19 protein-coding genes are annotated in these 26,855 nt (G+C 57.3%); 5 read left to right on the forward strand and 14 right to left on the reverse strand.

All coding sequences use genetic code 11. The features are described 5' to 3' along the window. Positions 1–181: 181 nt before the first annotated feature. Both LIO64_RS06365 and floA read right to left on the reverse strand, forming a co-directional pair. Positions 182–832, reverse strand: a complete 651-nt coding sequence (locus LIO64_RS06365; protein WP_290548604.1) for a hypothetical protein — start codon at positions 830–832, stop codon at positions 182–184. Positions 833–886: 54 nt separating this feature from the next. Continuing rightward, positions 887–1,936: a flotillin-like protein FloA gene (floA, locus tag LIO64_RS06370; RefSeq protein ID WP_290548605.1), complete on the reverse strand. Its 1,050-nt coding sequence runs from the start codon at positions 1,934–1,936 to the stop codon at positions 887–889. Between the two features lie 94 nt (positions 1,937–2,030). Here floA and queA point away from each other — a divergent pair, with 94 nt between their 5' ends. Then, positions 2,031–3,020, forward strand: coding sequence for a tRNA preQ1(34) S-adenosylmethionine ribosyltransferase-isomerase QueA (gene queA / locus LIO64_RS06375; protein ID WP_290548655.1), 990 nt, complete (start codon positions 2,031–2,033; stop codon positions 3,018–3,020). Positions 3,021–3,124: 104 nt separating this feature from the next. On the opposite strand, the gene LIO64_RS06380 is transcribed toward queA, so the two are convergent. Both LIO64_RS06380 and LIO64_RS06385 read right to left on the reverse strand, forming a co-directional pair. Beyond that, positions 3,125–3,742 (reverse strand): hypothetical protein, encoded by a 618-nt coding sequence (locus LIO64_RS06380; protein WP_290548606.1) that lies wholly within the window; start codon positions 3,740–3,742, stop codon positions 3,125–3,127. A gap of 311 nt (positions 3,743–4,053) precedes the next feature. Beyond that, positions 4,054–8,016, reverse strand: coding sequence for an autotransporter domain-containing protein (locus tag LIO64_RS06385; protein WP_290548607.1), 3,963 nt, complete (start codon positions 8,014–8,016; stop codon positions 4,054–4,056). A gap of 241 nt (positions 8,017–8,257) precedes the next feature. Between LIO64_RS06385 and LIO64_RS06390 the strand changes: the two genes are divergently transcribed. Next, positions 8,258–9,985, forward strand: coding sequence for a cation:proton antiporter (locus LIO64_RS06390; protein WP_290548608.1), 1,728 nt, complete (start codon positions 8,258–8,260; stop codon positions 9,983–9,985). Positions 9,986–9,996: 11 nt separating this feature from the next. Here the strand turns inward: LIO64_RS06390 and LIO64_RS06395 are convergent, their stop codons facing one another. From LIO64_RS06395 to LIO64_RS06405, 3 genes are all read right to left on the reverse strand, one after another. Further along, positions 9,997–10,731, reverse strand: a complete 735-nt coding sequence (locus LIO64_RS06395) for a class I SAM-dependent methyltransferase (protein ID WP_290548609.1) — start codon at positions 10,729–10,731, stop codon at positions 9,997–9,999. Between the two features lie 43 nt (positions 10,732–10,774). Then, on the reverse strand, positions 10,775–12,193 hold the full coding sequence (locus tag LIO64_RS06400; protein ID WP_290548610.1) for a cation diffusion facilitator family transporter: 1,419 nt from the start codon (positions 12,191–12,193) through the stop codon (positions 10,775–10,777). 146 nt (positions 12,194–12,339) lie between these two features. After that, positions 12,340–12,732 (reverse strand): hypothetical protein, encoded by a 393-nt coding sequence (locus LIO64_RS06405; RefSeq protein ID WP_290548611.1) that lies wholly within the window; start codon positions 12,730–12,732, stop codon positions 12,340–12,342. A 224-nt stretch (positions 12,733–12,956) separates the two neighbouring features. Here LIO64_RS06405 and LIO64_RS06410 point away from each other — a divergent pair, with 224 nt between their 5' ends. Continuing rightward, positions 12,957–13,712: a YebC/PmpR family DNA-binding transcriptional regulator gene (locus LIO64_RS06410; protein WP_290548612.1), complete on the forward strand. Its 756-nt coding sequence runs from the start codon at positions 12,957–12,959 to the stop codon at positions 13,710–13,712. A gap of 50 nt (positions 13,713–13,762) precedes the next feature. Beyond that, a complete protein-coding gene (rho, locus tag LIO64_RS06415; protein WP_290548613.1) occupies positions 13,763–15,751 on the forward strand; it encodes a transcription termination factor Rho in 1,989 nt (662 codons plus the stop codon). 88 nt (positions 15,752–15,839) lie between these two features. On the opposite strand, the gene LIO64_RS06420 is transcribed toward rho, so the two are convergent. The 7 genes from LIO64_RS06420 to LIO64_RS06450 all read right to left on the reverse strand — a co-directional run bounded on the left by LIO64_RS06420 (position 15,840) and on the right by LIO64_RS06450 (position 24,313). Next, positions 15,840–16,523, reverse strand: coding sequence for a 7-carboxy-7-deazaguanine synthase QueE (locus LIO64_RS06420; RefSeq protein ID WP_290548614.1), 684 nt, complete (start codon positions 16,521–16,523; stop codon positions 15,840–15,842). A 128-nt stretch (positions 16,524–16,651) separates the two neighbouring features. Beyond that, complete coding sequence (locus LIO64_RS06425; RefSeq protein WP_290548615.1) at positions 16,652–17,701, reverse strand: hypothetical protein; 1,050 nt, start codon at positions 17,699–17,701, stop codon at positions 16,652–16,654. A gap of 156 nt (positions 17,702–17,857) precedes the next feature. After that, on the reverse strand, positions 17,858–19,429 hold the full coding sequence (locus tag LIO64_RS06430; protein WP_290548616.1) for a 3-phosphoglycerate dehydrogenase family protein: 1,572 nt from the start codon (positions 19,427–19,429) through the stop codon (positions 17,858–17,860). Between the two features lie 20 nt (positions 19,430–19,449). Next, positions 19,450–20,703, reverse strand: a complete 1,254-nt coding sequence (locus LIO64_RS06435; protein ID WP_290548617.1) for a DUF1015 family protein — start codon at positions 20,701–20,703, stop codon at positions 19,450–19,452. A 263-nt stretch (positions 20,704–20,966) separates the two neighbouring features. Further along, positions 20,967–22,040 carry an alanine--glyoxylate aminotransferase family protein gene (locus LIO64_RS06440; RefSeq protein ID WP_290548618.1) on the reverse strand — a complete coding sequence of 358 codons (1,074 nt, stop codon included), beginning with the start codon at positions 22,038–22,040 and terminating at the stop codon, positions 20,967–20,969. 230 nt (positions 22,041–22,270) lie between these two features. Then, positions 22,271–23,293 carry a YeiH family protein gene (locus LIO64_RS06445; RefSeq protein ID WP_290548619.1) on the reverse strand — a complete coding sequence of 341 codons (1,023 nt, stop codon included), beginning with the start codon at positions 23,291–23,293 and terminating at the stop codon, positions 22,271–22,273. A 120-nt stretch (positions 23,294–23,413) separates the two neighbouring features. Continuing rightward, on the reverse strand, positions 23,414–24,313 hold the full coding sequence (locus tag LIO64_RS06450) for a LysR substrate-binding domain-containing protein (protein WP_290548620.1): 900 nt from the start codon (positions 24,311–24,313) through the stop codon (positions 23,414–23,416). 405 nt (positions 24,314–24,718) lie between these two features. Here LIO64_RS06450 and LIO64_RS06455 point away from each other — a divergent pair, with 405 nt between their 5' ends. Continuing rightward, on the forward strand, positions 24,719–26,824 hold the full coding sequence (locus LIO64_RS06455; protein ID WP_290548621.1) for a hypothetical protein: 2,106 nt from the start codon (positions 24,719–24,721) through the stop codon (positions 26,822–26,824). Positions 26,825–26,855 lie beyond the last annotated feature (31 nt).

Consider the following 26,855-nt stretch of genomic DNA (forward strand, 5'->3'; position numbering starts at 1 on the left):
TTTACTGGGAATGAAGGCCTCCGGCCTTCATAGTTTGGGGCTGGGTAGAAGGGAAAAGAAGGGTGTGATTTATAAGGGCCGGGAGGCCCTTGTTCCCGTTAGAGAGTCCGTCAGGAGGCGGTGTGGAAGGGAAATATTTCCCCTTTTGGGAAAGCCTTGACCGGGAGAGGGCTCTCTACTTTTATTCCCCGCTGAAGGAAACGCCCCGGAGCGCTCTGGGTTTGCCCAGAATTTCCTGGTAAAGAATGGCCGTTTTCAAGGATTGGGAACGGCGCAGGGAATCTTTCAGGGAAAGAGGTTCAGACACGGCAATCGCCGGGAGCGGTTCAGGGCGGCTTTCCTTGAGTTCCCTTTCCTGTAAACGGTGCAGGGCGGCCTGTTCCGCATCAGACAGGGAACGCATGGACTGTTCCGCTTCTTCCGTGGCTTTCACGTAGCGCTCCAGCACGTTCTGGGCGGTTTGCTGGGCATTTCCCCCGGCCCACTCAGGCATGGGTTCCGGTGCGGGCCGGCGTTTGCGCGCCACGGCGGGAGTGGGGAGCTCAACGGGGGAGGCAGAGGGCCGCGGAGCATGTGCCGGAGCCTGGGACCGCGCCGGCTGGGGCCGCTGCGGTTGAGGATTGGTCCGGCGCATTTCCGCAATGACTTCCTTCACGCGTTTTTCGTGATGGTTCTCCGTGTCTTGGACAGGCGTTTCCTCGTCTTTCCCTTTGGATCGGAAAGATTCGATCCCTTTCGTGATGAGGTAGACCACCACGGCGATCAGCCAGAACCAGAGTTTCGTGTTGCTGCCTTCATCGCCCGAGGCGAGCATGTATGCCAGTAAATCCATAAAGAAAGAAAGGCCTCCGGGGAGAAAATCCAGACTCTCCGGAAGCCGGAAAAGCTATTTAATGGAAGAGGGGGAAGCATCCGGTTTGGCGATGGAGTCCCTCATCCTGGTGTCCGCCACCACGTTCTGGTAGCGGGCGTAATCCAGCACTCCCAGGTTGCCGTTGCGGAAGGCTTCCGCCATCGCCATGGGAATCTGGGCTTCCGCTTCCACCACCTTGGCGCGCATTTCCTGTGTCCTGGCGGCCATTTCCTGTTCCGTGGCTACGGCGGCGGCCCGGCGGACTTCCGCCTTGGCCTGCGCAATCTGCTTGTCCGCTTCCGCCTGTTCGGCCTGAAGGCGTGCGCCCACGTTGCCCGCGACGTCCACGTCTGCAATGTCAATGGAAAGCACTTCAAACGCGGTGGCGGCGTCCACGCCCTTGTCACTCACGGTGCGGGAGATCACTTCCGGTTTTTCCAGGACGTCCTTGTAGGAGGGCGCGGAACCTACGGCGGAAACGATGCCTTCCCCTACGCGGGCGACCACCGTTTCTTCCGTGGCGCCCCCTACGAAGAGGTCAAGGTTGGTGCGTACCGTCACGCGGGCGCGTACCGCCACGGCAATGCCGTCACGGGCCACCGCCGTCAGGCGCGTCTGGCCGGAAGAGGGGTTCGGGCAGTCGATGACGCGGGGGTTGATGGAGGTTCTCACGGCTTCCAGCACGGTCTTGGACGTACCTTTCACGGCCAGGTCAATGGCGCAGGCGCGGTCGTAGCTCAGCGGAATGCCCGCTTTTTCCGCGGCGATCAGGGCCAGCACGCAGTCCACAATGTCGCCGCCCGCCAGGAAGTGGGCTTCCAGTTCGTCCGTGCTGATGCCCAGGCCGGCCTTGGCTGCCGTAATGCGGGTGTCCACCACCAACGGGTAGGGCACTTTCCGGAGCCACATCCCCAGCATGTTGCTCATGGAGACGGGGGCTTTCGCCAGGCGCGCGCGCAGCCATGTCTTGAAGAATTTGGCAATGATGGCGAAGAAGATTACCAGAAAGATGACGAGAACGACTACCAGGATGGTTCCCCAAGCCGTTGTGTTGGATATGTTTGCTAACAGCAAGTTGTTCATGTCTCCTTCCATACCATAGAATGCGAAGCTGGGTAAAGATATAATTGTGTTACCTATGGTTTAAAGGTATTGACCTTTCAGCGGATTCGTGGCAATGCACTTGGCCGTGCGCACCATTGATTTTGATTATCCGCTGCCGGAAGAGCTGATAGCGGACCGTCCCCTGCCGGACCGCGCCGCTTCCCGGATGATGGTCATCCACCGGGAGACGGGTCTGATAGAACACAGGCATTTTTGTGATCTGCCGGAATACGTGCGGGAAGGGGACCATTTCATCCTGAATGACACCAGGGTGGTTCCGGCGCGGTATTTTTCCAACGACGGGTCTATTGAAATCGTGCGTGCCGAAGTACTCAATCCCCTGCTGTGGAAGTGCATGGTGCGTCCGGGGCGCAAGATGAAGCTGGGGCGTACGGTTGCCATAGGAGACGCGGAGGGCACCGTGGAAGGCATTGACGAGGAGGGATACCGCCTGATCCGGTTTGACCGGGAGGTGGACGAGGACAAGTACGGACGCCTGGCCCTTCCCCATTACATGAACCGGGAAAGCGACCCGTCCGACAAGGAGCGCTACCAGACCGTGTACGCCAGGCATGAGGGGGCCATTGCCGCTCCCACGGCCGGACTGCATTTTACGCCGGAGCTGCTGGCGGCCGTTCCCCATGATTTTCTGACGCTGCACGTGGGCGTGGGGACGTTCCGTCCCGTGAAGGCAGACAGGATTGAAGACCACCAGATGCATACGGAGCATTTTTTCCTGCCTGAAGCCACTGCCCGGGCGATCAATGAGGCCCGGAGGGTCATTGCCGTGGGAACCACCAGCGTGCGCGTACTGGAGCATGTGGCCACCGCGGAAGGGCTGCCGTTAAGGGAATGTGCCGGATCAACGAACATTTTTATCTATCCCCCCTACAAGTACAAGGTGGTGGATGCCCTGATCACGAATTTCCACCTGCCGCAGAGCACGCTCCTGATGCTTGTAAGCGCTTTTGCCGGGAAGGATCTGGTCATGAAGGCTTATCTGGAAGCCATACGGGAGCGTTACAGGTTCTTCTCCTACGGGGACTGCATGCTGATTCTGTAAGGTTCCTGCGCTCTTTCCGCCAATCATTCGGGAAGGGGCGGCTCCCTTTCAGGATTTGCCGCCCGGCGGCTTTTCCGGTGAGCGGCGGGAAGACGGAACGCCGTCTAAGGAGCAATGGAAATTTGTTCCCGCCTGAGCGCCAGCATGTTTTCTCCGTGATCCCTGATTTGACGGAGGGAGACCAGGAAGCGCAGGATTTCCCCCAGCATGATGTGCATCATGTTGGCGTAGTGGCCGTCCGTGTTTTTCAGGCACAGCCGGGGAAAATAGGAGGCCTCCAGCTCCGGAGCGTTCCACTTGTCCCGGATGATGCGGCTTTTGCGGGAGGCCGGAGGCCAGCAGGAATGATGCCGTTCCCTCAAATAAAGGAGATAGCAGTTTTTCAGCATGTCAAGCTGGTGGGTGACTCCCTCTCTTGCAAGTGTTTCAGCAGTTTTCTCCCCGTCTTTCACCCCCTGAAGCATCATGTGGATGTTTGTTTCCGCAAGGACGGTCCAGTAAAGGATGGGTTCCGCCAGGGCGCGGCTCCGCCTGCGAAACCTCAGGTAGAAGCGGTGGCTGAGTTCCAGGACTGAGAGCGCTTTTACGTAATGCATCAGGACTATCCGGCCGTATTGCCTGGAAATGAAGTGTTCCAGCTTTCGCTGGAGGAGGGCGTCCTTCATTTCCGTCTCCTCCCTGAGGATGGTCCACTGTTCCTGGAATATTGAATCTTCAGCCATGAATGCGGGGAATGATATGTTCAATAAATATGAATTATATTCCCATTAAATCAAATAAAAATAACAATAATTGGTAAGAAATGACAAATAAACCTAATAGGAAATGCTTTAATCCTGTGCCAGGGCTGTCGCCTGGAACACGCATGGCATAGGGGAGCGGAGAGAACCGCCGCCTGAAAAGGAGGAAGCCGTGCGGAACTTTCTTGGGGCCAGTTCGTGTGCGGCGGCCATGGATGATGGGAACGGATCATGAAAAAGCGCCATGCCTGTAGTTCCAGGCATGGCGCTTGTCTAATAGAACAGGGGACGGATTAGAAGTTGTACCGGTAGCCAAGGGCGCCGCCGATGGAGGTGTCTCCGGAGCGGAGGTCGGCATTGCCGTCCACGTAAACGGTGCCGTAGTCGGAACAGGGGATGTTGAGGCCCACGCCCAGCTGAACGCCGGTACGGCCAAGCTTGGCTCCCCTGATGGTCTGGACGAGACCCGGATTGGCAAGGTAGGCCACATTGGCCTGGGCCTTGTCATCTCCGAAGTCCTGCGAGACAAGAGCACGGAATTCGCCCGTAATGTCACGCCCGGTCAGATTGGTGCCCAAGACGCCTTTCAGGCGTAAACCGGCGGCAATGCTTCCCGTGGTGATGTCCATGTCATCCACGCGGAGTCCTGCGCCGCCTGCTCCGGCTTCATTGAAACCGTCCACGGAGGAATGCATGACGCTGACGTTGGCAACCGGCTGGAGAATGGTTGTCTGGCGTTTGTTGAGAACCAGGTCATAAGTGAGCTCGTACATGGCTCCGAAGCTCATGCCGGAGGTGCTGAAGCTGGTCTGGTAGCTGCCCAGGTTATGACGGACATCACGGGTGATGTCTGCATCCGACCAGCCGCCGGACAGAATGAGGGAGTGGCCCCATTTCTTGTGACGGTAGTGGCCGAAGAGGCTTACATAGTAGGTGTCAAGGTCACCGGAAGCGTAGTCGGCTCCGTTAGAGGAGTAATCCCCGTAATTGGCGGAGAAGGCTGCGCCCAAAGTGAAATTCTCCGAGCAATTGACGTCCATGCCGACAGTGCCGCCCCAGGAGTTAAGGGTAAAACCGCTGCCTTCATTGGAGCTGTCCAGGGAGTCCCTGCCTGCGTTGGCTTCAATCCAGCCGTTCACCTGGGGAATATCTCCCTGGATGTAGTTGGGATTGAGGCCCATGGTCTCCGCACGGTTGCGGATGAAGGTCATTTCCCTCCGCAGGCCGGACCTTTGAGCGGCCAGGATGCCGGGAATGGCCGTTCCGGCGGAAGCACTCAGCAGGCGGTTGGCCCTGGCGTAGTCTCCGTCATTCCAGGCATCGGAGACGGCGCGGTTCAAATAGCCCAGTTCCGTTCCGTCTTGAATGTTGTCACAGTTCCAGAGCAGGACGGCGCCTGCCACGGAATTGGAGGTATCTGCCGTAGCAAGCAGGGCGTTGTCCGCCTTGCGCGTTCCAGTCAGTACGACCTGGCCTTCCCGGTTTTCCGCATGCAGATTGGAGTAATAGGTTCCCAGTGCGCCATAGGCATTGATGTTGAGGTCACTACCCACCATGTCCCCTTCAAAGAGCACCAATTCCAGCCTTCTTTCAGATGCGGCGACATTGGATTCAATATTAAGGGTGGTTCCGTTGCGGTCTCCCTGGATGGTCAGCGTAGCCCCGTCTTCCGTAGAGATGAAAGGAGTGTTGTTCTGCGCCAGCAGGGGATTGATCACGAGCGTGATGGTGGAACCGTCCATGAATTGGCTCGTTCCGCTGAGAAGGAGCGTGGTGTTATGGGCGGCACCGGCGGATTCCATGGCAAGCGTGAGCGTGCCGGTGGAACCTACAGTCAGTGAATTGAGAAGAATGGGATTGGCGGAATCCCGGATCAGGGCCACTTCCCCTTCCGTAATATTGAGATTCAGGGTGTTTGAGCCTGCACCGGTGTAAGTCCAAGCCGCCTTACCCGCCTTGTTGATCGTGCCGTTCCCCTGGAAGGAGCCGGCAAAGGCGGATGCCTTTTCCGCATGGAGGGCAAGTTCTCCATTATTGAAGGTCACGGAGCCTTTCCCAAGCAGTCCGCCCACCACGGATTGGCGCGTGGAACCCAGATCCAGCGTAGCTGCTGCCGATTCCGGTCCCACGGCAACGGCCGTGCCGTCAAACCTGGCATTTCCGGACAGGGTGAAGGTTCCTTCCTGGACTACCACCAGGCCGGAGCCGGCAACAGTGATGTCCGTGTCCAGCTTGTTGCTGTTGCGGATGGCCAGCATGGAATCCCCGTTCAGCCGCAGGATGCCGGTGCCGGTGATGGAGGCCTGTTCCGTCAGGGTGTTCGCCGTTCCGCTCATGGACAGGGTGGCGTCATTCAGCGTCAGGGTTCCTTCCTTCCCGGTGAAGCGGGTAGTGGAAGACGTATGGGAAATGGAAATGCCGCCTCCATTCAACGTCATGGCACCGTAGGCGGAGGATTCGGATGTCAGGATGATGGAGCCGCTGGTGGCGTCCAGATGGAATCCGGCGTTCCCGGTCCCTGCCAGTGTCAGGTCACCGGTTCCTTTCTTGCTGAGTGTGCCCGTGCCTTGGAGAGTTCCGTTCCAGATAAGGGGATTTTCCGTGTCCAGAGTGATTTTGCCGCCCTGGGCCGCCAGAACGCCGTCTCCCGTGATGGAATGGATGACAATGTCCTGGGTGGTTCCCGCATTCAGGGTGGAAGTGCCGGAATCCAATGCCAGCGTAGCTATTTCCATCCGGGCCTGGTTGGTGAAGGACAGCGTTCCCTGGGTGATGTGCAGGGTGCCATTTTGAGTGCCGTCAATGTAGATGGCGTCTCCGATGGTGTTGCTGCCGTCAAAAGTGAGCGATTTTCCTTCCGCCAGGGCAATGGTACCGGTGCCTACCAGTTTCAGGCCGCTGGAAATGGTATTGTCCGTGCCGGTCAGGGTTAGGGAGGACTGGAGAAGATTAATGGAGCCTTTGGTGCCCGTCAGCTTTCCTATCTCCGCCGTAGTTGCTTCCTGGGCAAGCTTGGATACGCCGAAGATGCCTCCATTGATAGTCAGTTCCCCGATGGTGTTGGTGGCACCGGAGAGCACCAGCCCTCCCTCCCGCACATCCAGCGTGCCGGTAGTGGAAAAGCCGCCGGCCAGAACGAGGTTTTTAACCCCTGTCTTGGTGAAGTTGGCGTCATTGCCGATGACGGCTCCGGCGCAGATGGAATCCATCTTCGTGTTGGACAAATTGACCGTCAGGGATTTCCCGGCGGTGATGGTGACATTGTATTCCGCCTTGTCCCCTCTCAGGGAAGGCAGGACGATGGTGGCTCCGTTATCCGGATCAATGGTCATGTTCCTGTTGACGAGAACGGAGGTAAAGAAATCCAGGTCAATCTGGTTTGTAATGGAAGACCCGTCCACGGAAGCGTAGTAGGTGGGGTCATCCTTGAGTACCCAGCCCATCTCCGCAAGGAGGGCTTTTTCCTTGTCACTGGCATCTCTTCTCTGGGTGCCCTCCCCGATGGCATATTGCATCAGGGCGTTTGGGTCGCTTGTTGCGTCCACATGGGACATGCTGGAGCCGAGAGCGAAAACAAAGGGATTGTAAACAGTGAGGCCGCCGGAACCAATGGTATAGGAAACACCGGTTTCGTAATGGAAATTCGGGTCTCCCGGATGGTTGCCCTGGGCATCCGTGATCAGGGAATCCCAGATCGTGTAGTATTCTCCGTATGTTCCTGTATCGTTCCTGGAGTTAAAACCAACGTTGTGCCCGATTTCATGCAGGAGAACGCTGATGAAATCAATCGCGTCCGCGGGCGTGGTGTCGGCAACGCTGAATTCGTACTCCGGATTGAATTGAAGCCTGAAATCCGTCTCTCCTCCTGCCAGAGCTGCGTCTCCCCCCTCTTTCCAGATCACTTCCGTGGAGGTGGCTGTATTGTAGCTTCCTCCTTCGTAGGCAACGTAATTGGAAAAAGACGCTGCCAGAACGCCTGGATCAAGATCTCCCCAGGAAATGGTGGCTTCAATTTTCCGGGAAGCGGTGTTGCGGAAGGTATCGTCCCAGATATTAAGTGTGGTGGTGACAGCCTCTATTTGCTCGGTACTCCAGTCACGGGTTCCCTTCCAGTCGTCCGGGCCGTCCCCGTTGCCGAGAAGCGTGATGTGGAAGTTTTTAGTGTTGATTTCCTGGGTAGCTGCCCAGCCCGCAGGAGCCAGGATAGAGAGACCCGCCAGATATGATAGGATAGAGAGAGTGAGTTTCATTAACATGCGTTATAGAGAGTTTATGTTGGGGAAGTCAATCAGAAACAGTTCAAAATACAATTAAAACAGAGTTTTTACTAAAGATAAAATATGATAGAGATTGTTTCCCGGATTCTGAATTCACCGTGGTCGGAAAGTGCGACTGCATCCCGATGCGGCGCAATGCGTTCTTGTGGGAGGTAATCAAACGCGATAGCGTAGGAACGGCCTGTTGGCCAAGTACACTTTTTAGACCTGTTACGCGCGCATGGATCACGATTTCAGCCTCATTTTCACTTTTGTCGGCGGATTGACTGCCGCCCTCCTCTTCGGCCTTATTGCCAGAAAACTGCACTTGTCCCCGCTGGTAGGGTATCTGCTGGCCGGGGTGGTGGTAGGGCCGTATTCACCGGGATTTGTAGCGGACTCCCATACGGTGGAACAATTTGCGGAGCTGGGCGTCATTCTGCTGATGTTCGGAGTGGGGCTGCATTTTCATTTGAAGGATCTGATTGCCGTGCAGAGGGTGGCGGTGCCGGGGGCCGTTGTTCAGATATCCGTGGCTACCGTGCTGGGGGTGATGGTAGGGTGGTTGTTCGGGTGGTCCACGATTTCCGGGCTCGTATTCGGCATGGCCATCTCCGTGGCGAGTACGGTGGTGCTTACGCGGGTGCTGGAAGACAACCAGAATCTTCACACGCCGGGCGGCCATGTGGCCCTGGGCTGGCTGGTGGTGGAAGACTTGTTCACCATCCTGCTGCTGGTGCTTATTCCCGCTGTGATGGAGGCGCGCCAGAGCGGGGCTGAAGACTGGAGCGGCATTCTCACGGAACTGGGCTGGATGTTCGTCAAGCTGTCCCTGCTGGTGGCCCTGACGCTGTTTGCCGGGAAAAAGATTATTCCGCTGGTGCTGCGCTATGTGGCGCGGACGGGAGCACGGGATTTGTTCACGCTGGCCGTGCTGGTCATTGCGCTGGGCGTGGCGGTGTGCTCCGCGGAATTTTTTGGCGCTTCCATGGTGCTTGGCGCGTTTTTGGCGGGAATGGTCGTCGGACAATCGGACTTCTGCGCGCGCGCAGCGGCGGAAGCCATGCTGATGAGGGATGCCTTTGCGGTGCTTTTCTTTGTTTCCGTAGGCATGATGTTTGACCCGATGTCCGTGGGGGATTGCTGGCCGCTGGCCCTGGCGACGCTGGCCGTGGTGATGATAGGCAAACCGCTGGCGGCCTATGTGGTGGTGCGGTGCCTGAGGCGTCCGCTGCCGTTGGCTCTGAGCGTATCCGTGGCCCTGGCGCAGGTGGGGGAATTTTCCTTCATTCTTGCCGGGATAGGATTGATGTACAACATTTTGCCGCCGGACGCCAATCAGGCCATCATTCTGGCGTCCGTGGTTTCCATTTCCCTGAATGCCATCCTGTACCGCCAGATCGGTCCTGTGGTCAAGTGGCTGCAAAAGCGTGGCATCGGCCTTGCCGGCATGGGCGGGGAGAACAGCATGGACCCGCCGTTGCCGGACGCACGGCGCGTGGTGCTGGTGGGCTTTGGCCCCACAGGGCGCATGCTTAAAAGGATATTAAATGACAACGGAGTGGAAGTCGTCATTGTGGAAATGAACATAGATACGGTCACAGCTATACGGGAACAGGGCGGAGACATTGTTTACGGGGATGCCAGGCAGCGGGAAATCCTGCGCCATGCGGGCATTGAATATGCAGAAAGCCTGATTCTGTCCGCCTCCATTCCGGATGCCAGGGAAATCGTGGAAATGGCTCTGGAGCTTAACCCGCACATTGACGTGATGATTCACACCAAATACATGAGGGACGTGGACGTGCTGAAGGAAGCCGGCGCCACCCAGGTCTTCTCCTCGGAGTCGGAAGTGGCCCTGTCCATGGCGGAATACTTCCTGCGGGAAGGCGGTGCGGACGACGAACAGATCGTTTCCGAACGCCAGCGCATCCGTGCTGAACTGGACAGGGAGGTGCTGGGAGGCTGATATCCCCGGCGCTACTTTTTGCGGGCGGAGATAATCAACATCATGGGACGGCGCAGTTCCTCCTGCATGCCGGGAACGGAATCCAGAAATTCCCGGGAGGGGCGCGGTTCCTCCAGCGCAGTGACTTCGAATCCGTTTGAGGCCAGAGCGCCAAGATAAGAGGTAAGCGTCCTGTGGTATTTGGTCACTTCTTCTCCCAGAAAAACAGCTTGCCGCGGCCCTTCCATGAAATAACGGTCTACGGGCCAGTGCATGATCTGTCCCGACTCTCCGTAATGCCAGTCCTGCGTGCCCTGGGCGGTGAAAACGGGATGCTCCACGGAAAAAACAAAAACGCCTTCCGGCTTGAGCCAATGGGAGACATTCCGGCAGACCTGGTTGAAATCCGGCGTGTAATGGAAGGCCAGGGAGCTGAGAACAATGTCGAAGGAGGCTTCCGGCAGCCGGATATCCTCCATGGGCATGCAGCGGTACTCAATAATGCCTTCATTTCCCATGGCTCTGGCCTTGGCGATCATCTTGGAGGAAATGTCCACCCCCAGGACGGAGGCCGCCCCGTGTTCCGCCGCATACCGGCAGTGCCAGCCGAATCCGCATCCCAGGTCCAGAACGTGTTTGTCACGGAAATCCGGCAACAGCCGTTCCAGCGTTTTCCATTCTCCGGCTCCGTCCAATCCCTTGACGGAGCGGTCCATCCGGCTGTATTTCTGGAAAAAAACGTTATCGTCATATTTGTTTTGTTTCATGGCGGCGGGAAAGCAGTTTTTTGGAATGGAAGTAAATGCTGTTTTATTGGGTCGGTTTCAAGATGACGGTAACGCGGCCCAGGTGATGCAGGGCGTTTTCTATCTGGTCCTCCAGCTGTGAGGCGATCTGGTGGCATTCCCGGATGCTCAGGGCTCCGTCCGCGGAGCACACGCACGTCAATGTCGGGAAATTGTCCTCCCGTGCCAGGTCCAGTTTGAGAACCTTGCAGATATTCCTGTTCTGCTGAAGGATGAGGTTCACCTTCAGGCGCACTTCCTCCGGGGGAACATGTTCCGGAATGGCGTTCGCCTTCATGTCGCGGCAGTCCGGTTCAATGCGGCAGATCACCTTTTCCGGCTTGAGCGCATGCAGGACGGAATTCCTGAACTCCTTTACCACCTGGTAGCCGCGTTCCAGAGGCCAGTCTGCCGGAATCTCCACATCCATGAAATAGCAAGGCGCATGTTTCCCCCTGCCGGCGTAAAAACCGTGGATGCGGACATGGTGGCGCAGGGCCAGCCGGTGGACGATCGTGTCCGGCTCCATGTTGGAAAAATTCTCTTGTGCGGGTTCAATGTGAACGATGACGTCAGCTTCCGGTAGCTCGTACTTCACGATGCCTTCGATGGACTCCGCTACGTCATGAGCGTCATCCACATGCAATTCCGCCGGCGCTTCCACGTCCAGCTCCACAAAAATGCGCGCGCCGCCGTCACGCAGACGGATGCGCTTGACCGGATAATCCGGGGCGTTCTTCTTCATGGCGGCCAGCACCTGGTGCGTCAGGGCGGAAGATCCCCCGTCCATCAGGGCGTGAATGGAGCGTTTGGCAAGGCCGAAGGCCACGGAACAGACCAGGGCCGCCACAAACAGGGCCGCTATGGCGTCCGCCTTTTCCAGCAGGCCGTGCCAGATGGAATCCGCGGGAACCAGATGGGCCAGCCACACGCAGAAAAGCCCCAGCAGCACCACCGCGGAAGACCAGATGTCCGTGGTAAAATGAAGGGCGTCCGCCTCCAGGGCCTGGCTCTTATGCTTTCTGGCTACCCTGCGGAGCATAGCGGAGCGGTTTACGTCCACCAGCAGGGAGACGGCCACCACGGCAAAGGCCCACCAAGTGAGCGTGATCTCCGCTTCATTATAAAACAGACGGTCCACGGCCTCCCAGACAATCCACGCGCAGGTGATCAGGAGCAGGGCCGTTTCCGCCAGTGCGGAAAGGTTCTCCACCTTCTCATGCCCGTAAGGGTGGCTCTCGTCGGCTGGCCGGGCAGCCACCTTCACGGCATAAAAAGTCATGGCCGCAGCCATCAGGTCCAGGCCGCTGTGCAGGGCTTCGGAGATAATGCCCAAGCTGCCCGTTACGATACCGGCCCAGAGTTTGATCCCCGTCAAAAAGGCGGACCACAGGACGGACGAGAAGGCCGCGTGTTTTTTTTCCTGGTGCGCTGCTTGATCCATAAGACAGAGAAAAGAGACAGAAGCCCATCTAAGACCGCTCCCGTTTCTTAGTCAATGATAACACAGGCGGCGTTGAACTTCCGCTGTGTTCCATGACGGAATATGCGTTCTTCCGGAAAGGAGTGAAGCGGAATGTGTGGGTATTTTTAACATGGATGCTCAATTTGAATATTTTTTGGATTGGCTTCTAACGGACAAGACGCGTTGAACATGCCAGTAAACCGGAAGAGCCAAAAGTGTTGAAGGGAATTTTTAAAGGCGGCCGATTGAACGTGAGAAGGAGTGCTTCGTCCAAGTTCAAGAAAATGAAGGGGAAATAATGGAGTGTGAAGCGGATTGGCGGGGAAGAATGGGGCGGCTTGTTCACTTTTTCCCGAAGGTGCCCGCTCTTCCATCAAATTAAATGGAACGGCGATCTTTCCGTGGAATAATTTCTCAAGACTGATAAAGGAATTCTTGATCCGGTTCCTTGGGGATGCTCCGGTGCTTCCGTGACCTAAAAAAGTGTTGCCAATGCCAGGAAATACGTTATTTTGCATGTGTTGAGAGTGACTGCCAAGCGGTGGCCGCAACCCCTTGCGGGAGCGCGGCGTGTCCCCCCGGCAGAGTAGCCGGCCTCCCTGTAACCTATTTACGGATAGCCGCACCCTGATTTCCTTCCTCCGTGGTATTTGCGAAAGACAATGTGTTCGCCCGGGTTGAAGAACAGTTCCGCTTGTTAGTTTGTCTCTTTCCACATTCACTTACTATTATTCCCAATTCTATGTCCGGACATAATAAATGGTCTAAGATCAAGTACGTTAAGGCTAAGGAAGACGCCAAGAAGGGCAAGGTTTTTGCCCGCTTTGCCCATGAAATCATGCTGGCCGCCAAGAGCGGCGGCGGAGATCCGGATCTGAACCCCCGCCTGCGCGCCGCCATTGACGGTGCCAAGGCTGTGTCCACCCCCAAGGAAAATATTGAACGGGCCATTAAGAAAGGCACCGGGGAATTGGGCGGCGCAACCATTCAGGAGATCACCTATGAAGGTTATGGTCCGGCGGGTACGGCTTTCCTGATTGAAGTGGCTACGGACAACACGAACCGTTCCGCTTCCGAGCTGCGCACGCTGTTTACCAAGAATGGCGGCAGCATCGGCACGCCCGGTTCCGTGGCCTACCAGTTTGAACGCAAGGGAGAGGCCCGCATCATGGCGGAAGGCCTTACGGATGATTCCGCGATGGATTTGGCTCTGGAATGCGGCGCGGACGATGTAGAACAGGGAGATTCCGACAATGAATGGGTGTTTGTAACGGACCCGACGGAATTGAATAATGTGTGCGCCGCCCTGCGTGAGGCCGGCCATACGGTGATTTCCATGAAGCTGATTTCCGTAGCCCAGAATGTTTCCGTGATTAATGATCTGGAAACGGCGAAGTCCGCCCTGCGCCTGTACGAAGCGCTGGACGACTACGACGACGCACTGAACGTCTTCTCCAATTTCGACGTGGCGGAAGAAATCCTCGAACAGCTTGACTAACGCCGTTGTCTTCCAGGAGACGCCTGTTGTTGCAGTCCAATTTTTTTTCCATGTCTGATACTCCCCCAGATTTGACTCCGGAACACGCTTCTCCGGAGCCGGCTCCCAAAAAACGTGTTGTCCGCAGAGTCAAGTCTGCGGCGGAAACTCCCGAAGCCGCCCAGGCTGCCGCGGAGTCTTTCACCCGGGAAGAGGGTTCTCCCCCTGTTCCCCGCAAGCGAACGGTAAGGAAGAAGGTGCCGGAAACGGCGGTTGAAGGGATGGAGGATGCGCCGCAGAAGAAAAAGGCTGTACGCAAAAGCGACCCTGAGATTCCGGCTGTGGAAGAGACGGCGGAAGCCCCGGCCAAGCCGAGGCGCGGACGTCCCCGCAAGAAGCCCGTGGAGGAAGTTCCGGAAATGGGCGGCACTTCTGACGCTCCCGTAACGGAGGCTGCCGTCAAACCGGTGCGCAAGCGTTCTATTAAGACAGTTGCTCCTGAAAGCGATGCCCCCCAGGGCGCCGGGGTGGAAGCGGCCGTTCCCATGGTGCCTTCCGTGCCGCCTGCCGCTCCTGCGGAGCCCTCTCCGGAACAGTCCGGCGAAGGCAGGCCCAAGGTGATCCGCCAGAGGTTTGTAAGAAAACCGCGTCTGCAGGAGACGGCGGCGGATGAAGGTATTTCCAGCCCGTCCATCAAGGTAGTGCAGGAAGGCGCAGCGGATTTCTCCGGAGATGGCGCCCGGGATTCCTATCGACCGAATGAGCCGCAACGGCAGCGCTTTGACAAGCAGAACCGTCGTAATAACAATGACCGTTTCAACAAGAACCGGAACAACCGCCAGGACGGCCGCAATGGCAGGAACGGCAATGACCGGGTTAAAAACCGCTGGAACAATAACCACCAGGAAGGGACGGCTCCCCAGAATAATGCTCCCCGTGAGCTGGGACCTCCGGAACCGGTGGACGGCCTGTTGGAGATCACGAATAAGGGATTCGGCTTTTTAAGAAAACCTGACAATGATTTTGACGCCTTTGCGGAAGCCGTGTACGTTCCGCAGGACATGATTCGCAAGTTCGGCCTGCGTCCTGCCGTATGGGTGCACGGGCAGGCCTGCCGCCATGACCGCGGCATTCTTCTGACGGAGATTGCCACCATCAACGGGGATGCTCCTGAAAAGGCGCGCAAGACCCCGCATTTTGAAGAACTTAAAGCGGTCAATCCGAACAAGCGCATTTCCTTTGAAACCCGTCCGGAACGCTATACTACGCGCACGCTGGACCTGATTGCCCCCATCGGCCGCGGCCAGCGCGGTTTGATCGTTTCCCCCCCCCGCGCGGGAAAGACGACGCTGCTGCAGCACATGGCGGAGGCCATTCTGGAGAATTACAAGGATTCCATTCACCTGATGGTGCTGCTGGTGGACGAACGTCCGGAAGAAGTGACGGAATTCAAGCGTTCCCTCCCCGGAGCCGAGGTGTACGCCTCTTCCAATGACGGAAAGGTGCGCGATCATTGCCGCATGGCGGAGCTTTGCATTGAACGCGCCAAACGGCTTGTGGAAGCCGGCCAGCATGTTTTCCTGCTGATGGATTCCATCACACGCCTTGCCCGTGCTTATAATAATGCGGACAAGGGAAGCGGACGCACCATGTCGGGCGGCATTGATGCCCGTGCGCTGGAAATGCCCCGGCGCCTTTTTGCCGCCGCCCGCAATACACGCCAGGCCGGTTCCCTGACGATCATCGCCACTGCCCTGGTGGAAACCAACAGCCGCATGGACGACCTGATTTTCCAGGAGTTCAAGGGAACGGGCAACATGGAGCTTGTGCTGAACCGCCGCATTGCGGAGCAGTATATCTTCCCTGCCGTGGATATCCTGAAATCCGGAACGCGCCGGGAAGAGCTGATCATGCCGGAAGCATGGCTGTACAAGATGAATCTGATCCGCCGTGCTCTGGCAGGGCACAAGCCTGTGGAAGCCATGGAACGCTTCCTGTTCTTCCTGAACAAGTATCCCAGCAACGCCCAGATGCTGCTGGACCTGAAGCAGAAGGCCTGACCGCCGGAAATGATGGGATGTTGAGGCCGGAAAGGCTTGCGGGAGTTGTAAAAGTGCTTCCCCTTTCCAGAGATGGTGAAGGGCGTCTTCAGACGCCCTTTTTGCTGCCCCAAATGGCAATGTGCAGGCGGTCTGAAAAACGGAGGCCGTAGCGGAGGCACCATGCTACCGTTTGCGCACGCATGGCGTTCAGTTCCTCCCGGGTGGAGGCCAGCGGCATGATCAGGATGCGTTCTGCGGGAATGCCGGCCTCGGAAGCCAGCTGAAGGATGGCTTTTACGTCATCCTCGCACGCCACTACAAATTTGAACCAGGCTTTTTCCGTGGCCGCCAGCCGGCGCAGGATGTCCGGCTTCCAGGCTCTGGCGGCGTCATTGCCGGAGTGGGGGAGTTTGGGCGACACATTGAATTGTTCAATGCGTTCCAGCAGTTCATCCTCCGGCATGATGGTGCCGTTGGTTTCCATCTCCACGTCATGTTCCGGCAGAAGACGGAGCAGGGCGGGAAGGGCTTTCTGCTGGATCAGCGGTTCCCCTCCCGTCAGGACCAGGCGGCGGCAAGGATAATGGAGCACCAGTTCCGCCACCGTTCCGGGCTTGAGCCGTACGACAGGAGCCGACCCGTTCCAGGAATACGCCGTATCACACCAGGAACACGCCAGGTTGCAGCCCGCCAGGCGCAGAAAAACGCAGGGAGTCCCCTGGGAGACGCCCTCCCCCTGGATGGAATGAAAGATTTCCGGGTGTCCGTTAAGCTGTGCCAGTGTGAGCATGATCAGGCTGGCCTGAGACTATCATAACTCTGCCGCCCGTCAACGCCTCCCTGCGGAGGCTGCCGGAAGAGCGGAATAGGATCCAGGACATGTCCTTCATGCAGTGTTTCCGGTTTCTCCCGGGCGGGTTAACCATTGCTGCGCCGGAAGGCCCCTACGGTGAACAGGAGAAGGATAAAACCCACCACGGAGGAAGCTGCCGTGAACAGCTTCTGGAAGGAGGCATGGTCTTTTTCCTCCTTCTCCATTTTTTTTACCTCGTCTCTGGAGGCCCTGTGCATTTCCGCCCGTGCCCCATCATAAGCCAGGGAGGCCTGTTCTTCCTCTTTCCTGGCCTTTTCCAGAGCTTCCCGGACGGCTTTGGATTGCTCCCGGTAGTCGGCTGTAGCCAGAAGCTCGTCATCTCCCAGGTCCGTGGCGGCAACGCTTTCATGGCTGTCGTCGGTCAGGACCTTGTTTTTTTGTTCGGTCAGTTTTTCTTCCGCTTTTTGCATCTGGATCTCCTGTCTGCCCGCTTTTTCCTCCAGGGCTTCCAGAGAGGTGTTCAGGAGGTTCATTTTTTTCTTCGTGGCGGCGGCCGCCTGGCGGATGCGGTTCATTTGCGCCTGAAGTTCTGCAATATTTTCCTTTTGGGGAGCGGCTCCGGAAAATTTCTTTTTGGATTTAGCTTCTTCACGGTTCTTGGAGAGTTCGCCTTGCGCCTGTTCCAGTTCCTTTTGAACGTTCCGCTGCTTTTCGGCTAATTTGGCGAGCATGGCTTTCATTCCTTCCTTCTTCTGCAGCAATTCTTCCCTGGCGGCTTGGGAATTTTCCTTCTGCTTGCTCCTGCGCTGGCGCAGCTGGTCAATTTTCTGATTGTGTTCCTCCACTTCCTCCTGCTGGCTTGCCATGTTTTTCTGATAAGCGGCATCCAGCGCTTCCTGCTGTTTCTGCCTTTGCTGCTCAAGATAGGTTTCCTGGAATTTATCCATGGCTTCTTCCGCAGCCCGTGTAGCGTCCTGGGTGTCGTCCAGCTTTTTCCTGGTCTGGCTGACGGTTTTCTCCAGAATGACGGCGTCCTGTTCCATAGCCGTTTTCCGGGCGGCCAGTTCCTGTCCTTCCGGGGAGATGCGGTTTTGATAGTACCAGACGGAGAATCCGGCAGTTAAAATAGTCAGCAGAAGCAGGATGTAGCGCATGAGAGTGTTCCAACGATTCGGGTAAAAGTACAAAAAGGAGGGAGCCTTGTCAACATGGCAGAAATAAATGCAGCCCGCTTCCTGCCGGGGAGGGCGCAGAAGCGGGCTGTGTGGAAAGCGGCATTCCGGAAGACACCGGAAGCGTTCCTTTTCCGGTTAAAGATTCAGGGAGAAGGCGGAGATGGCGTCTATCTCTTCCGCAATCTTGTTCAGCAGCTCGTCGGAAACGGGCTTATTGGTCTTAAGCACGGCCAGAGCTTCCCGGGTGGCATGGTCGGCGGGTGCGGCGATGTTGTCAATGTTGATGCCGTTGGAGTACAGGGCCGCCCCGATGGTGGCGATGATGCCGGGACGGTCCTTGTAGCGCAGGAACAGCGTGGTGCCACGCAGGTCTGCATACAGTCCGTTAAAGTTGTTGAGGCGGGAGACCATGGGGATGCCTTCCGTAACCACGCCGCGCACGCTGGTGGAGACGTATTCTCCGTCTTCTTCCATGGCTATGTCCAGTGTGATGGAATCTTCATAGGGCTTGTCGTCCTTCGGTTCCCGTGCCTTGAAGACGATGCCGTGCTCGCGCAGGGATTCCTCTGCTGCCGCAGGCATGAGGCCTTTTTCCGCATGCGGCAGCAGCCCTTCCAGGATGGGGGCTGTAAACCATTTGCGGAATACGCGCAGATTGCCGTAAAAAGTGCATTCCACGCGGCGGATGGGCTTGTTGCCGCCGGCGTTGCGCGCCAGGGCGGCAAGCAGGAAGGCGAGCTGGAGATGGGCCGGATTGAGGCCGTTGGGGGATTCCCCGTTTACCACGCAGGAGGTGTCCCCATCGGAAAAATAGGCCACCATCTGTTCCGCGGCGCGCTTGGCCGCCTTCGTGTTGGCTTCCTGTGTGTTGGCGCCCAGGTGGGGCAGGATCAGGTCCGCTACGGCGGCGGAGGGTTTGTCTCCGGCAGCGTCCTTGGGATGCACGTCCGTCAGGTAGCCGATCTTTTTGCCGGATGCCCTGACGGCGGCCAGAGCCTCTTCATCCACGACCCCGTAGCGGGAGCAGTTGATGAGCACGGCCCCGTCCTTCATGCTGGACAGGAGGTCCGCATTCACCATGTGGTGGGTGGAGGGGCCGCCCGGAACGTGCAGGGTGATGATGTCGCACTGGGAGAAAATGTCTTCAATGCTGGTGGGGGTGACCCCGATGTTCAGGGCGCGCTGCCGGGCCAGGAAGTGGTCATAACCCAGGAGGGTGGGTTCAAACCCCTGGAGGCGTTTGACGAGGTTGCGGCCGATGTTGCCCAGGCCGATGATGCCCACGGTCTTCTTGGTCAGCTCGTTGCCCATGTACTTTTTCTTTTCCCACAGTCCGGCGCGGGTGGTGGTATCCGCCTGGACGATGTGGCGGTAATACGCCAGAATCATCGCCACCACTTCTTCCGCCACGGCATTGGAATTGGCGCCGGGGGTGTTCATGACGTCCACGTTTTTCTTGCGGGCGTACACGATGTCGATGTTGTCGTAGCCGGCTCCGGCGCGGATGACCAGTTTCAGGGACGGCAGGGCGTCCATGATTTCCGGAGTGACTTTTTCACTGCGCACGATCAGGGCCACGGTGTCCGGATGGGAGGCTGCCTGCTTTTCCAGGGGAGTATCCGCGTCCTGAATGACTTCATAACCGGCCGTTTTAAGCGTATTGGCCGCAACGTCGGAGAGTTTGGTGGGAATAAGAACCTTGTTCATGTTGGTGTGTGGTAGGAAAATTATTGTTCAATGGTATGGACGAAAAGTCCGCTGCGGAGCTTGGGCTCAAACCAGGTGGACTTGGGCGGCATGATTTCTCCGGCGTCCGCCACGCGGAAAAGGTCGTCCATGGTGACGGGGTACAGGGAAAAGGCCAGCGTCATTTCACCGCTGCAGCGGCGTTCCAGTTCGCCCAGGCCGCGAATGCCGCCTACGAAGTCAATGCGGTTGCTCGTGCGGGGATCTTCAATGCCCAGGATGGGGGCGAGCACATTCGCCTGGAGAATGGCGCAGTCCAGGCTTTCAATGGGATGGTCCGAAGGGAAGGTTCCCGGCACGGCGGTGACGGAATACCAGCGGCCCTCCAGGTACATGCCGAATTCATGTTTGGCGCGGGGGGAGTACCCTTCTCTGGGAACGGTTTCCACGGGAACCACGTCAAAGGAGTTTTGGAGCTTTTCCATGAACTCCTCCCGGGTCAGTCCGTTCAGGTCGCGCACGACCCGGTTGTAATCCATGATAAAAAGGTCTTCGTCACAGAAAACCACCGCCATCAGGTAGTTGAATTCTTCCTGCCCCGTGTAGCCCGGATGTTCCTGGCGCCGTCTGGAGGAAACGGCAGCACTGGAGGCCGTGCGGTGGTGGCCGTCCGCAATGTACAGGGCATCCACTTCTTCAAAGCCTTTCCGGATGGCCTCCACCGTATCGGGATCGGAAACGGGCCACAGGATGTGGGTGACGCCGTCGTCCGTCGTGAAGTCATATTCCGGTTTGTGGAACTTGATCCATTCCCGGATGATGCCGGAAAGGCCCTCGTGTTTCCGGTAAGCCAGGAAGACCGGTTCCGTCTGGGCGGAGCAGGCGTCAAAATGTTCAATGCGGTCCTGCTCCTTTTCCTTGCGGGTCAGCTCATGCTTTTTGATGACGCCGTTGGCGTATTCGTCCACGGAGGCGCAGCCCACGATGCCCGTTTGCACACGGCCCCACATGATCTGGCGGTAAATGTAAAAGGACGGCGCTTTATCCCGCACCAGGTAGCCCTTGCGCACGAATGCCTCCAGGTTTTCCCTGGCCTTGGCATAGGTTTCCGGGTCATGGATGGCGGTTTCGCTCGTATCAATGTCGGAGCGGCAGATATGGAGGAAGGATGCGTCATTCCCGGCAGCCATGTCTTTGGCCTCCCGGTGGTTCATGACGTCATAGGGGAGTGAGGAAACCTGCGCAGCCAGTTCCCGGGGGGGACGCAGGGCGGGGAAGGGATGGAGAGTGGACATGAGAACGTGAGAGAATACAAGAAGTTAACGATGGAAGCGATGATATAGCGCACGGAGGCCGGAGACAAGCCCCGCCGGAATACATGCCGCAATGAACAACAGCAGATGCCGCATGGGGCGTCTGACGATTCGAGAACACCCGGGGGCAGGTCCGGAGAAGGCGGGCAAGTTCCCCTTTCCCCGGAAGGCTGTTCAGCAGCAGGGACATGCGGAGCAGCGCCCTCTTTCCCGGCGTGGCCGGGAAAGAGGGGAGTCAGGAGGAATTACTTGAGCTTCAGGATGTCCACGATGTTGGACGTAATGGAACGCATGTCGTCCATGGTCAGCTCACCCATGTGGGCGATGCGGAAGGTTTTGTTCTTCAGGTCTCCGTAACCGTTGCCCAGCTGCATGCCGCGTTCAATCAGCACATTGTTCAGGGCTGCAACGTCAATGTCCCGTGTGTTGCTGATGACCGTCAGGGTGCGGGAGAGGTGGTCACGGTTGGCGAAAACGCTGAAATATTCATCCGCCCAGGAGCGCACGAATTCGGCCATGGCTTCATGGCGCGCAAAGCGGTTTTCCACGCCTTCCTGCATAATGCGCTGGAGCTGGAGGTCCATGGCGTACATGATGGAGACGCAGGGGGTGTTCGTGTACTGGTAATCCTTCTTCTGGATGGTGTCGTAAATGGAACGCAGGTCAAAGTAACAGCCGCGGTTGGGCACGGAAGCGGTACGTTCATAGGCCTTCTGGGACAGCGTGCAGATGGCCATGCCGGGAGGAAGGGCCAGGGCTTTCTGGGTGGAAGTCACCAGGACGTCCACACCCAGCTTGTCCGTTTCAATCCGGGAGCCGGCGGCGGAGCTGACGGCGTCCATGCACCATACGATGTCCGGATACTTTTTAAGTACTTCCGAGATTTCTTCCACAGGGTTCTGAATACCGGTGGAAGTTTCATTATGCGTGATGCAGATCGTATCGTACTTGCCTGTGGACAGGGCGGCATCCACCATTTCCGGTGTGGTGGGCTGGCCGAGTTCGCTCTTGAAAATATCGGCGGGAACGCCGTTGCCCGTAGCAATCTTGTACCATTTGTCGCCAAAGGCGCCCACGGAGAAAATGGCGGCGCGCTTGGCGGTGCAGGAGCGCACGGCGCCTTCCATCAGGCCCGTACCGGAAGAAGTGGAAAGCAGGATTTCCTGTTCCGTCAGCAGAATGCGGCGCAGATTGTCGGAAATGCGGCGCTGCAGGGCGGAAGCCGCCTTGGATCGGTGACCCATCATCGGGCCGCTCATGGCGGCGAGTACTTCAGGTGCTACTTCGGTGGGTCCGGGAATGAATAATTTGGTTGCCATTGGTTTTAGAAACTGGGTACGTGTACTATAGCGTTTCCAAATGGTTTGGCTATGAATTTTTATGGGGTTAAAAGAGGAATGGTTCCGGTGGGCCGGAGAGCGCCCCAGGCTTCTCCGGCCATAAAATAAAAAATCTGAGCGTTAGCGGACTCTTTTTACTGAATGCCAGTACGTTCTGGCGGTCGTGCGAATTTCGGTTGCTGCAGAGGCCTGTGGCTTTCCCTATTCGTTTAGAAGCTAATCAGTTTGACCAGCCAGTAACCGCCGAAGAAGAGCCAGACATACAGGAGGCCTGCAAGCAGGAAAGGCCGCGCTCCGGCTTTCTTGAACTTTTCAAAGCTGGATTCCGCGCCCAGAGCCGTCATGGCCATGGTCAGCAGGAACGTATCCAGGGAATTGATGGCGTCCACCAGTCCGGAGGGAAGCAGATGGAGGGAATTGAAGCCGATGACGGCCAGGAACAGGAAGGCAAACCAGGGGATGGTGATTTTTCTTTTTCCTTCCTTTGTGCCGTTCGCGGAATCCCGGCGTGCCAGGATAATGCTCAGAATGACCAGGACGGGGGCCAGCATCATGACCCGGATCATTTTGACGATGATGGCCGAGTCGGAAATGGATTGCCCCATGGCGTTCCCTGCGCCTACCACGTGGGCCACTTCATGCAGCGTGGCTCCCGTAAAAAGCCCCATCTGTTCTGTCGTCAGTTCCAGCATTCCGGTCCGGAACAGGGCCGGATACAGAAACATGGAGATGGTCCCGAAGATGACGACGGTGGAAACGGCCACGGCCGCCTTGTACGGCTTGCTTTTCACCACAGGTTCCGCGCCCAGTACGGCCGCGGCTCCGCAAATGGAACTGCCGATGGAGGTCAGCAGGGCCGTATCCCGGTCCATTTTCAGCAGCCGTCCCAGTCCCACCCCCAGCAGAATGGTAAGGGTGACGACAATCATGTCAATGAGCAGAGCCGCACCGCCGATGTCAATCACGCTCTGAAACGTCAGCTTGAATCCGTACAGCACAATGCCGGTTCTCAGCACCTGCTTGGTGCAGAACTGGATGCCCGGCACCCAGGGTTCCGGAAGATGGTTGCGCAGGCTGTTGGCGTAAAGCATCCCCAGCACAATGCCGACGATCAGCGGGCTGAAGGAGAGGTGTTTCACCCATTCAAAATCCGCAATATAAAAAGCGGAAAAAGAGAACAGGACAATAAGCAGAATGCCGTTGAGGGGACTGGCTAGGTGTTTGGGAGACATGAGCTGTAGAATGATGAGCACTGCCGCCGGAAACGTCCGGATGAAGACGCCCTGGAGCGAATGCGGGGGAGATATACCCCACTATCATTATAAAATCTAATCAGAAATTCTTATAGACAATTAGATTTTGTTATAATAGTTCCGGCAGAATTTGATGAATAACTCGTTGATTCTGCTATGGTCTCCATGCCCTGTGGCAAAATGGAAGGAGCGGCGGATTTCCAACTGGCGGACGTGGATTTTTTTCAAATCGCCGCGTTTAAGTTCTTCCCGGACTGCGAGGGTGGAAAGAAACGAGCAGGCGTCCGAATGCGCCAGATACAGCTTGATGCTCTCCGTATTGCCCAGGGTCATCAGGACGCGAAGCCCGGAAGTGTTGATTCCGTGGTTTTTCAGGGCTTCCTCCACCACCCGCCGCGTGCCGGACCCCGGCTCCCGCATCAGGAGGGGAAGGCTGGACAGTTGGGAAAGGGAAAGGCCTTCCCGGGGGGCTGCGGCATGAGTTCCCCCCGCCAGAATGATTTCATCTTCCATGAAGGGCTGGTAATGCAGGTCCGTCCGCGTCGCCGTGCCTTCCACGATGCCGAGGTGAACGGCTTCATGCTGCACGGCCTGCTCCATCTCTTCCGTATTGCCGCTTTTCAGCTGTATCCGTATTCCCGGATAGTGGCGGTTGAAGAGGGCCAGCAGGGGGGGCAGCACGTACTGGGACATGGTGGAACTGGCCCCGAGGCTTAATTCTCCGGAGATGGGAGCATCCCGGCCGGAAGACAGGTCTTCCTCCAGGGCCTCATATTCTTTCAGAATGCGGCGGGAATGGGCCAGCAGCCGGCTGCCTTCCGTCGTCAGGGCGATGCCGCGGCCCTCCCTCTTGAACAGGCGCGCGTCAAGCAGGCGCTCCAGCTCCTTGATATGGCGGGTAACGGCCGGCTGGGTGATGAACAATTCTTCCGCCGCGCGGGTAAAGTTGAGCCGCCGCGCAACGGTTTCAAAAACTTTCAGCCGGAAATCCGTAATCATGGGAGCAGGCGCCATTCAACCATGCCTCCGTGTTCCCGGCAAGCTCCTTTCCTTCATGCGGTTGCCCGTTGAAATGAAAAAGGCGTGAAATCGGGATGATGACATGATGGCGGCTCGTGCGGTGTGGCCGGAAGAAAGAGAACAGGGACAACATGAGTATTAAATGGCGGCTGGCGGCCGGAGTAGCGTTGTGCATGATCGGAGGAGCGTTTTCTCATGTTTGATCCGGAAGGACGTTCACGGCAGGTATTCTTTTTTCTTGTTGGAAGAGGAATTGTTTTTGTTAATCTTGCCTTGCCTGTCCGGTACATGATTGACTGGATTATTCCGGAAAGGTGGAAGGATCCGGTGGCGGTTCCATGCCTTTTTCAGGATCTGAATATTTTCCATTGCCTATAATTGAAGATGAATAGCCATACAATACAAAGCATGGGCGTGGCGCTGGCCGCCGTCGTGTGCCTGCCGTCCCCGGGAGCGGAACCGGCTCATGCGGTTCCCCCCGTTTCTCCTGCTCCCGCCGCCGTGGACAGTTCCCTGTTCCCCATCGGGAATGAAAAAGTCGGCCTGGATGTGCGCGTGACGGGTAATACGTTTGCAGACGCTGTGTTCCATGACAAGGTGAACGGCCGTTCCTACAGGCTGGGGCCCGATATTTTTGCCCTCATGGTGGTGGATGAAGAGAAGGATTTGCGTCCGGAAGTGACGATTGAAAGCAAAAACGCGCCCAGGAAGGAAATCAAATCCCGCTATAAAAAGTTTTCCGCCCGTGATTTCATGGCTCGCACGCCCAGTGTGGAGAAGATTCCCGCCCGGCCGGACGCCCGCCGTCTGGCGGACCGCCGCCCCGGTCAGCGTGTGACCGTTCCCTTTGTGGGGAACAGGGATGGACTGGCTCTTCTCTGGACGGCGGAGGTGCGGGAAGGCTCCCCGTACGTGCGCCTTTCCCTGAAGGTGGAGGCCCGGCATCTTCCCGCCGCCGTCCGCGTGATCAGGCTGCTTGACCTGTCAGCTCCGGATGGCCGGGTGATGGGATCCGTCAAGGGGGCTCCCGTTACGGCTTCCGGCGGCACGCTTTTTGCGGGCGTGGAACATCCCATGTCCGTAAACCGGGCAGAGAAGGACGGCCGCATCCAGGCCCAGATGGAACGCCGTCTGGATATTCCGGCCTGTGCGTCTGTAACTGTTTCCGCCGTGGTAGGCGTGGCCGCGCCCGGACAGTTGAGGCGCGCTTTTCAGGTGGATTATCTGAATCAGGAGCGCGCGAGGCCCTACGGCGCGTTCCTGAATTATAACACGTGGTACGATATCGGCTATTTTGACCGCTATTCCGAGAAAAAAGCCCTGGATGTGATCAATACCTACGGCCGGGAACTCGTGAAAAAACGCGGTGTAGTGATGGATTCCTTTATGATGGATGACGGCTGGGACGATACGGAGACCCTCTGGAAATTCAATAAGGATTTTCCAGACGAATTCCACAAGGTGCGTCAGGCCGCAGAATCTTTCGGCGCGGCTCCCGGGGTGTGGCTCTCTCCGTGGGGTGGTTATGGAGACCCCAGGAATAACCGCCTGAAGGCGGCCAATGGAAAGTTTGAAACGAATGAGGTTGGCTTCGCCCTGGCAGGTTCCAGGTATTACAACTATTTCAGGGACATGTGCGTACACATGATCAGGGAGAATGGCGTTAATCATTTCAAGTTTGACGGCACGTCCAGTGTGGAAACCCAGGTTCCGGGCAGCAGGTTCTCCAGTGATTTTGAAGCGATTATCCATTTGATTGAAGAATTGCGCGGCGTGCGGCCGGACCTGTATGTGAACCTGACCACGGGGACCTGGGCTTCCCCCTTCTGGTTTGGAATTGCAGATTCCATCTGGCGTGGCAACTGGGACCATGAATTCCGGGGAGAGGGAACGCCGCGCAATCAATGGATGACTTTCCGTGATGCCAAGATTTACGAGAATAACGTGGAAGTATCCCCTTTGTTTCCGGTCAATTCCCTGATGACCCACGGCGTCATTTACACCAAACGCGCTCATAACCTGGAGAAGGTGGAGGGAGATGACTTGAAAAATGAAATCTGGTCCGGCTTCGGTTCCGGTACGCAGATGCAGGAAATTTACGTTTCTCCCGGCCTGCTGACGCAGGATGAATGGGATACGCTGGCCGCCGCCGCCAAATGGACCCGTGCCAACGGAGATACGCTGGTAGATACGCATTGGATCGGCGGGAGCCCTGCGGATATGGAGGTGTACGGCTGGGCTTCCTGGTCCCCGCGGAAGGGTATCCTGACCCTGCGCAATCCCTCTTCCAGAACGCAGACAGTGAGTTTTGACCCCGCAGCCGTGTTTGAACTGCCGGCTGGGGCTCCTGCGGAGTACAGGCTTTCTTCCCCCAAGGGGGATTCCCTGCCAGCGGAAGTAATCAGGGCCGGCACTCCGTTTTCCATCACGCTCCAGCCGTTTGAAGTCCTGGTGCTGGAGGCGGTTTCTGAGAAACAAGACGTGAAATAAGGAACCGGAGGCAGTCATAAAACAAGATGGA

Source organism: Akkermansia sp. (assembly GCF_020860705.1).
Classification (GTDB): domain Bacteria; phylum Verrucomicrobiota; class Verrucomicrobiia; order Verrucomicrobiales; family Akkermansiaceae; genus Akkermansia.

Bases quoted from the DNA above. Each gene is read 5' to 3' on its own strand.
- LIO64_RS06365 (WP_290548604.1), bottom strand. From the start codon at position 832: ATGGATTTACTGGCATACATGCTCGCCTCGGGCGATGAAGGCAGCAAC.
- floA (WP_290548605.1), bottom strand. From the start codon at position 1,936: ATGAACAACTTGCTGTTAGCAAACATATCCAACACAACGGCTTGGGGA.
- queA (WP_290548655.1), top strand. From the start codon at position 2,031: ATGCACTTGGCCGTGCGCACCATTGATTTTGATTATCCGCTGCCGGAA.
- LIO64_RS06380 (WP_290548606.1), bottom strand. From the start codon at position 3,742: ATGGCTGAAGATTCAATATTCCAGGAACAGTGGACCATCCTCAGGGAG.
- LIO64_RS06385 (WP_290548607.1), bottom strand. From the start codon at position 8,016: ATGTTAATGAAACTCACTCTCTCTATCCTATCATATCTGGCGGGTCTC.
- LIO64_RS06390 (WP_290548608.1), top strand. From the start codon at position 8,258: ATGGATCACGATTTCAGCCTCATTTTCACTTTTGTCGGCGGATTGACT.
- LIO64_RS06395 (WP_290548609.1), bottom strand. From the start codon at position 10,731: ATGAAACAAAACAAATATGACGATAACGTTTTTTTCCAGAAATACAGC.
- LIO64_RS06400 (WP_290548610.1), bottom strand. From the start codon at position 12,193: ATGGATCAAGCAGCGCACCAGGAAAAAAAACACGCGGCCTTCTCGTCC.
- LIO64_RS06405 (WP_290548611.1), bottom strand. From the start codon at position 12,732: ATGCAAAATAACGTATTTCCTGGCATTGGCAACACTTTTTTAGGTCAC.
- LIO64_RS06410 (WP_290548612.1), top strand. From the start codon at position 12,957: ATGTCCGGACATAATAAATGGTCTAAGATCAAGTACGTTAAGGCTAAG.
- rho (WP_290548613.1), top strand. From the start codon at position 13,763: ATGTCTGATACTCCCCCAGATTTGACTCCGGAACACGCTTCTCCGGAG.
- LIO64_RS06420 (WP_290548614.1), bottom strand. From the start codon at position 16,523: ATGCTCACACTGGCACAGCTTAACGGACACCCGGAAATCTTTCATTCC.
- LIO64_RS06425 (WP_290548615.1), bottom strand. From the start codon at position 17,701: ATGCGCTACATCCTGCTTCTGCTGACTATTTTAACTGCCGGATTCTCC.
- LIO64_RS06430 (WP_290548616.1), bottom strand. From the start codon at position 19,429: ATGAACAAGGTTCTTATTCCCACCAAACTCTCCGACGTTGCGGCCAAT.
- LIO64_RS06435 (WP_290548617.1), bottom strand. From the start codon at position 20,703: ATGTCCACTCTCCATCCCTTCCCCGCCCTGCGTCCCCCCCGGGAACTG.
- LIO64_RS06440 (WP_290548618.1), bottom strand. From the start codon at position 22,040: ATGGCAACCAAATTATTCATTCCCGGACCCACCGAAGTAGCACCTGAA.
- LIO64_RS06445 (WP_290548619.1), bottom strand. From the start codon at position 23,293: ATGTCTCCCAAACACCTAGCCAGTCCCCTCAACGGCATTCTGCTTATT.
- LIO64_RS06450 (WP_290548620.1), bottom strand. From the start codon at position 24,313: ATGATTACGGATTTCCGGCTGAAAGTTTTTGAAACCGTTGCGCGGCGG.
- LIO64_RS06455 (WP_290548621.1), top strand. From the start codon at position 24,719: ATGAATAGCCATACAATACAAAGCATGGGCGTGGCGCTGGCCGCCGTC.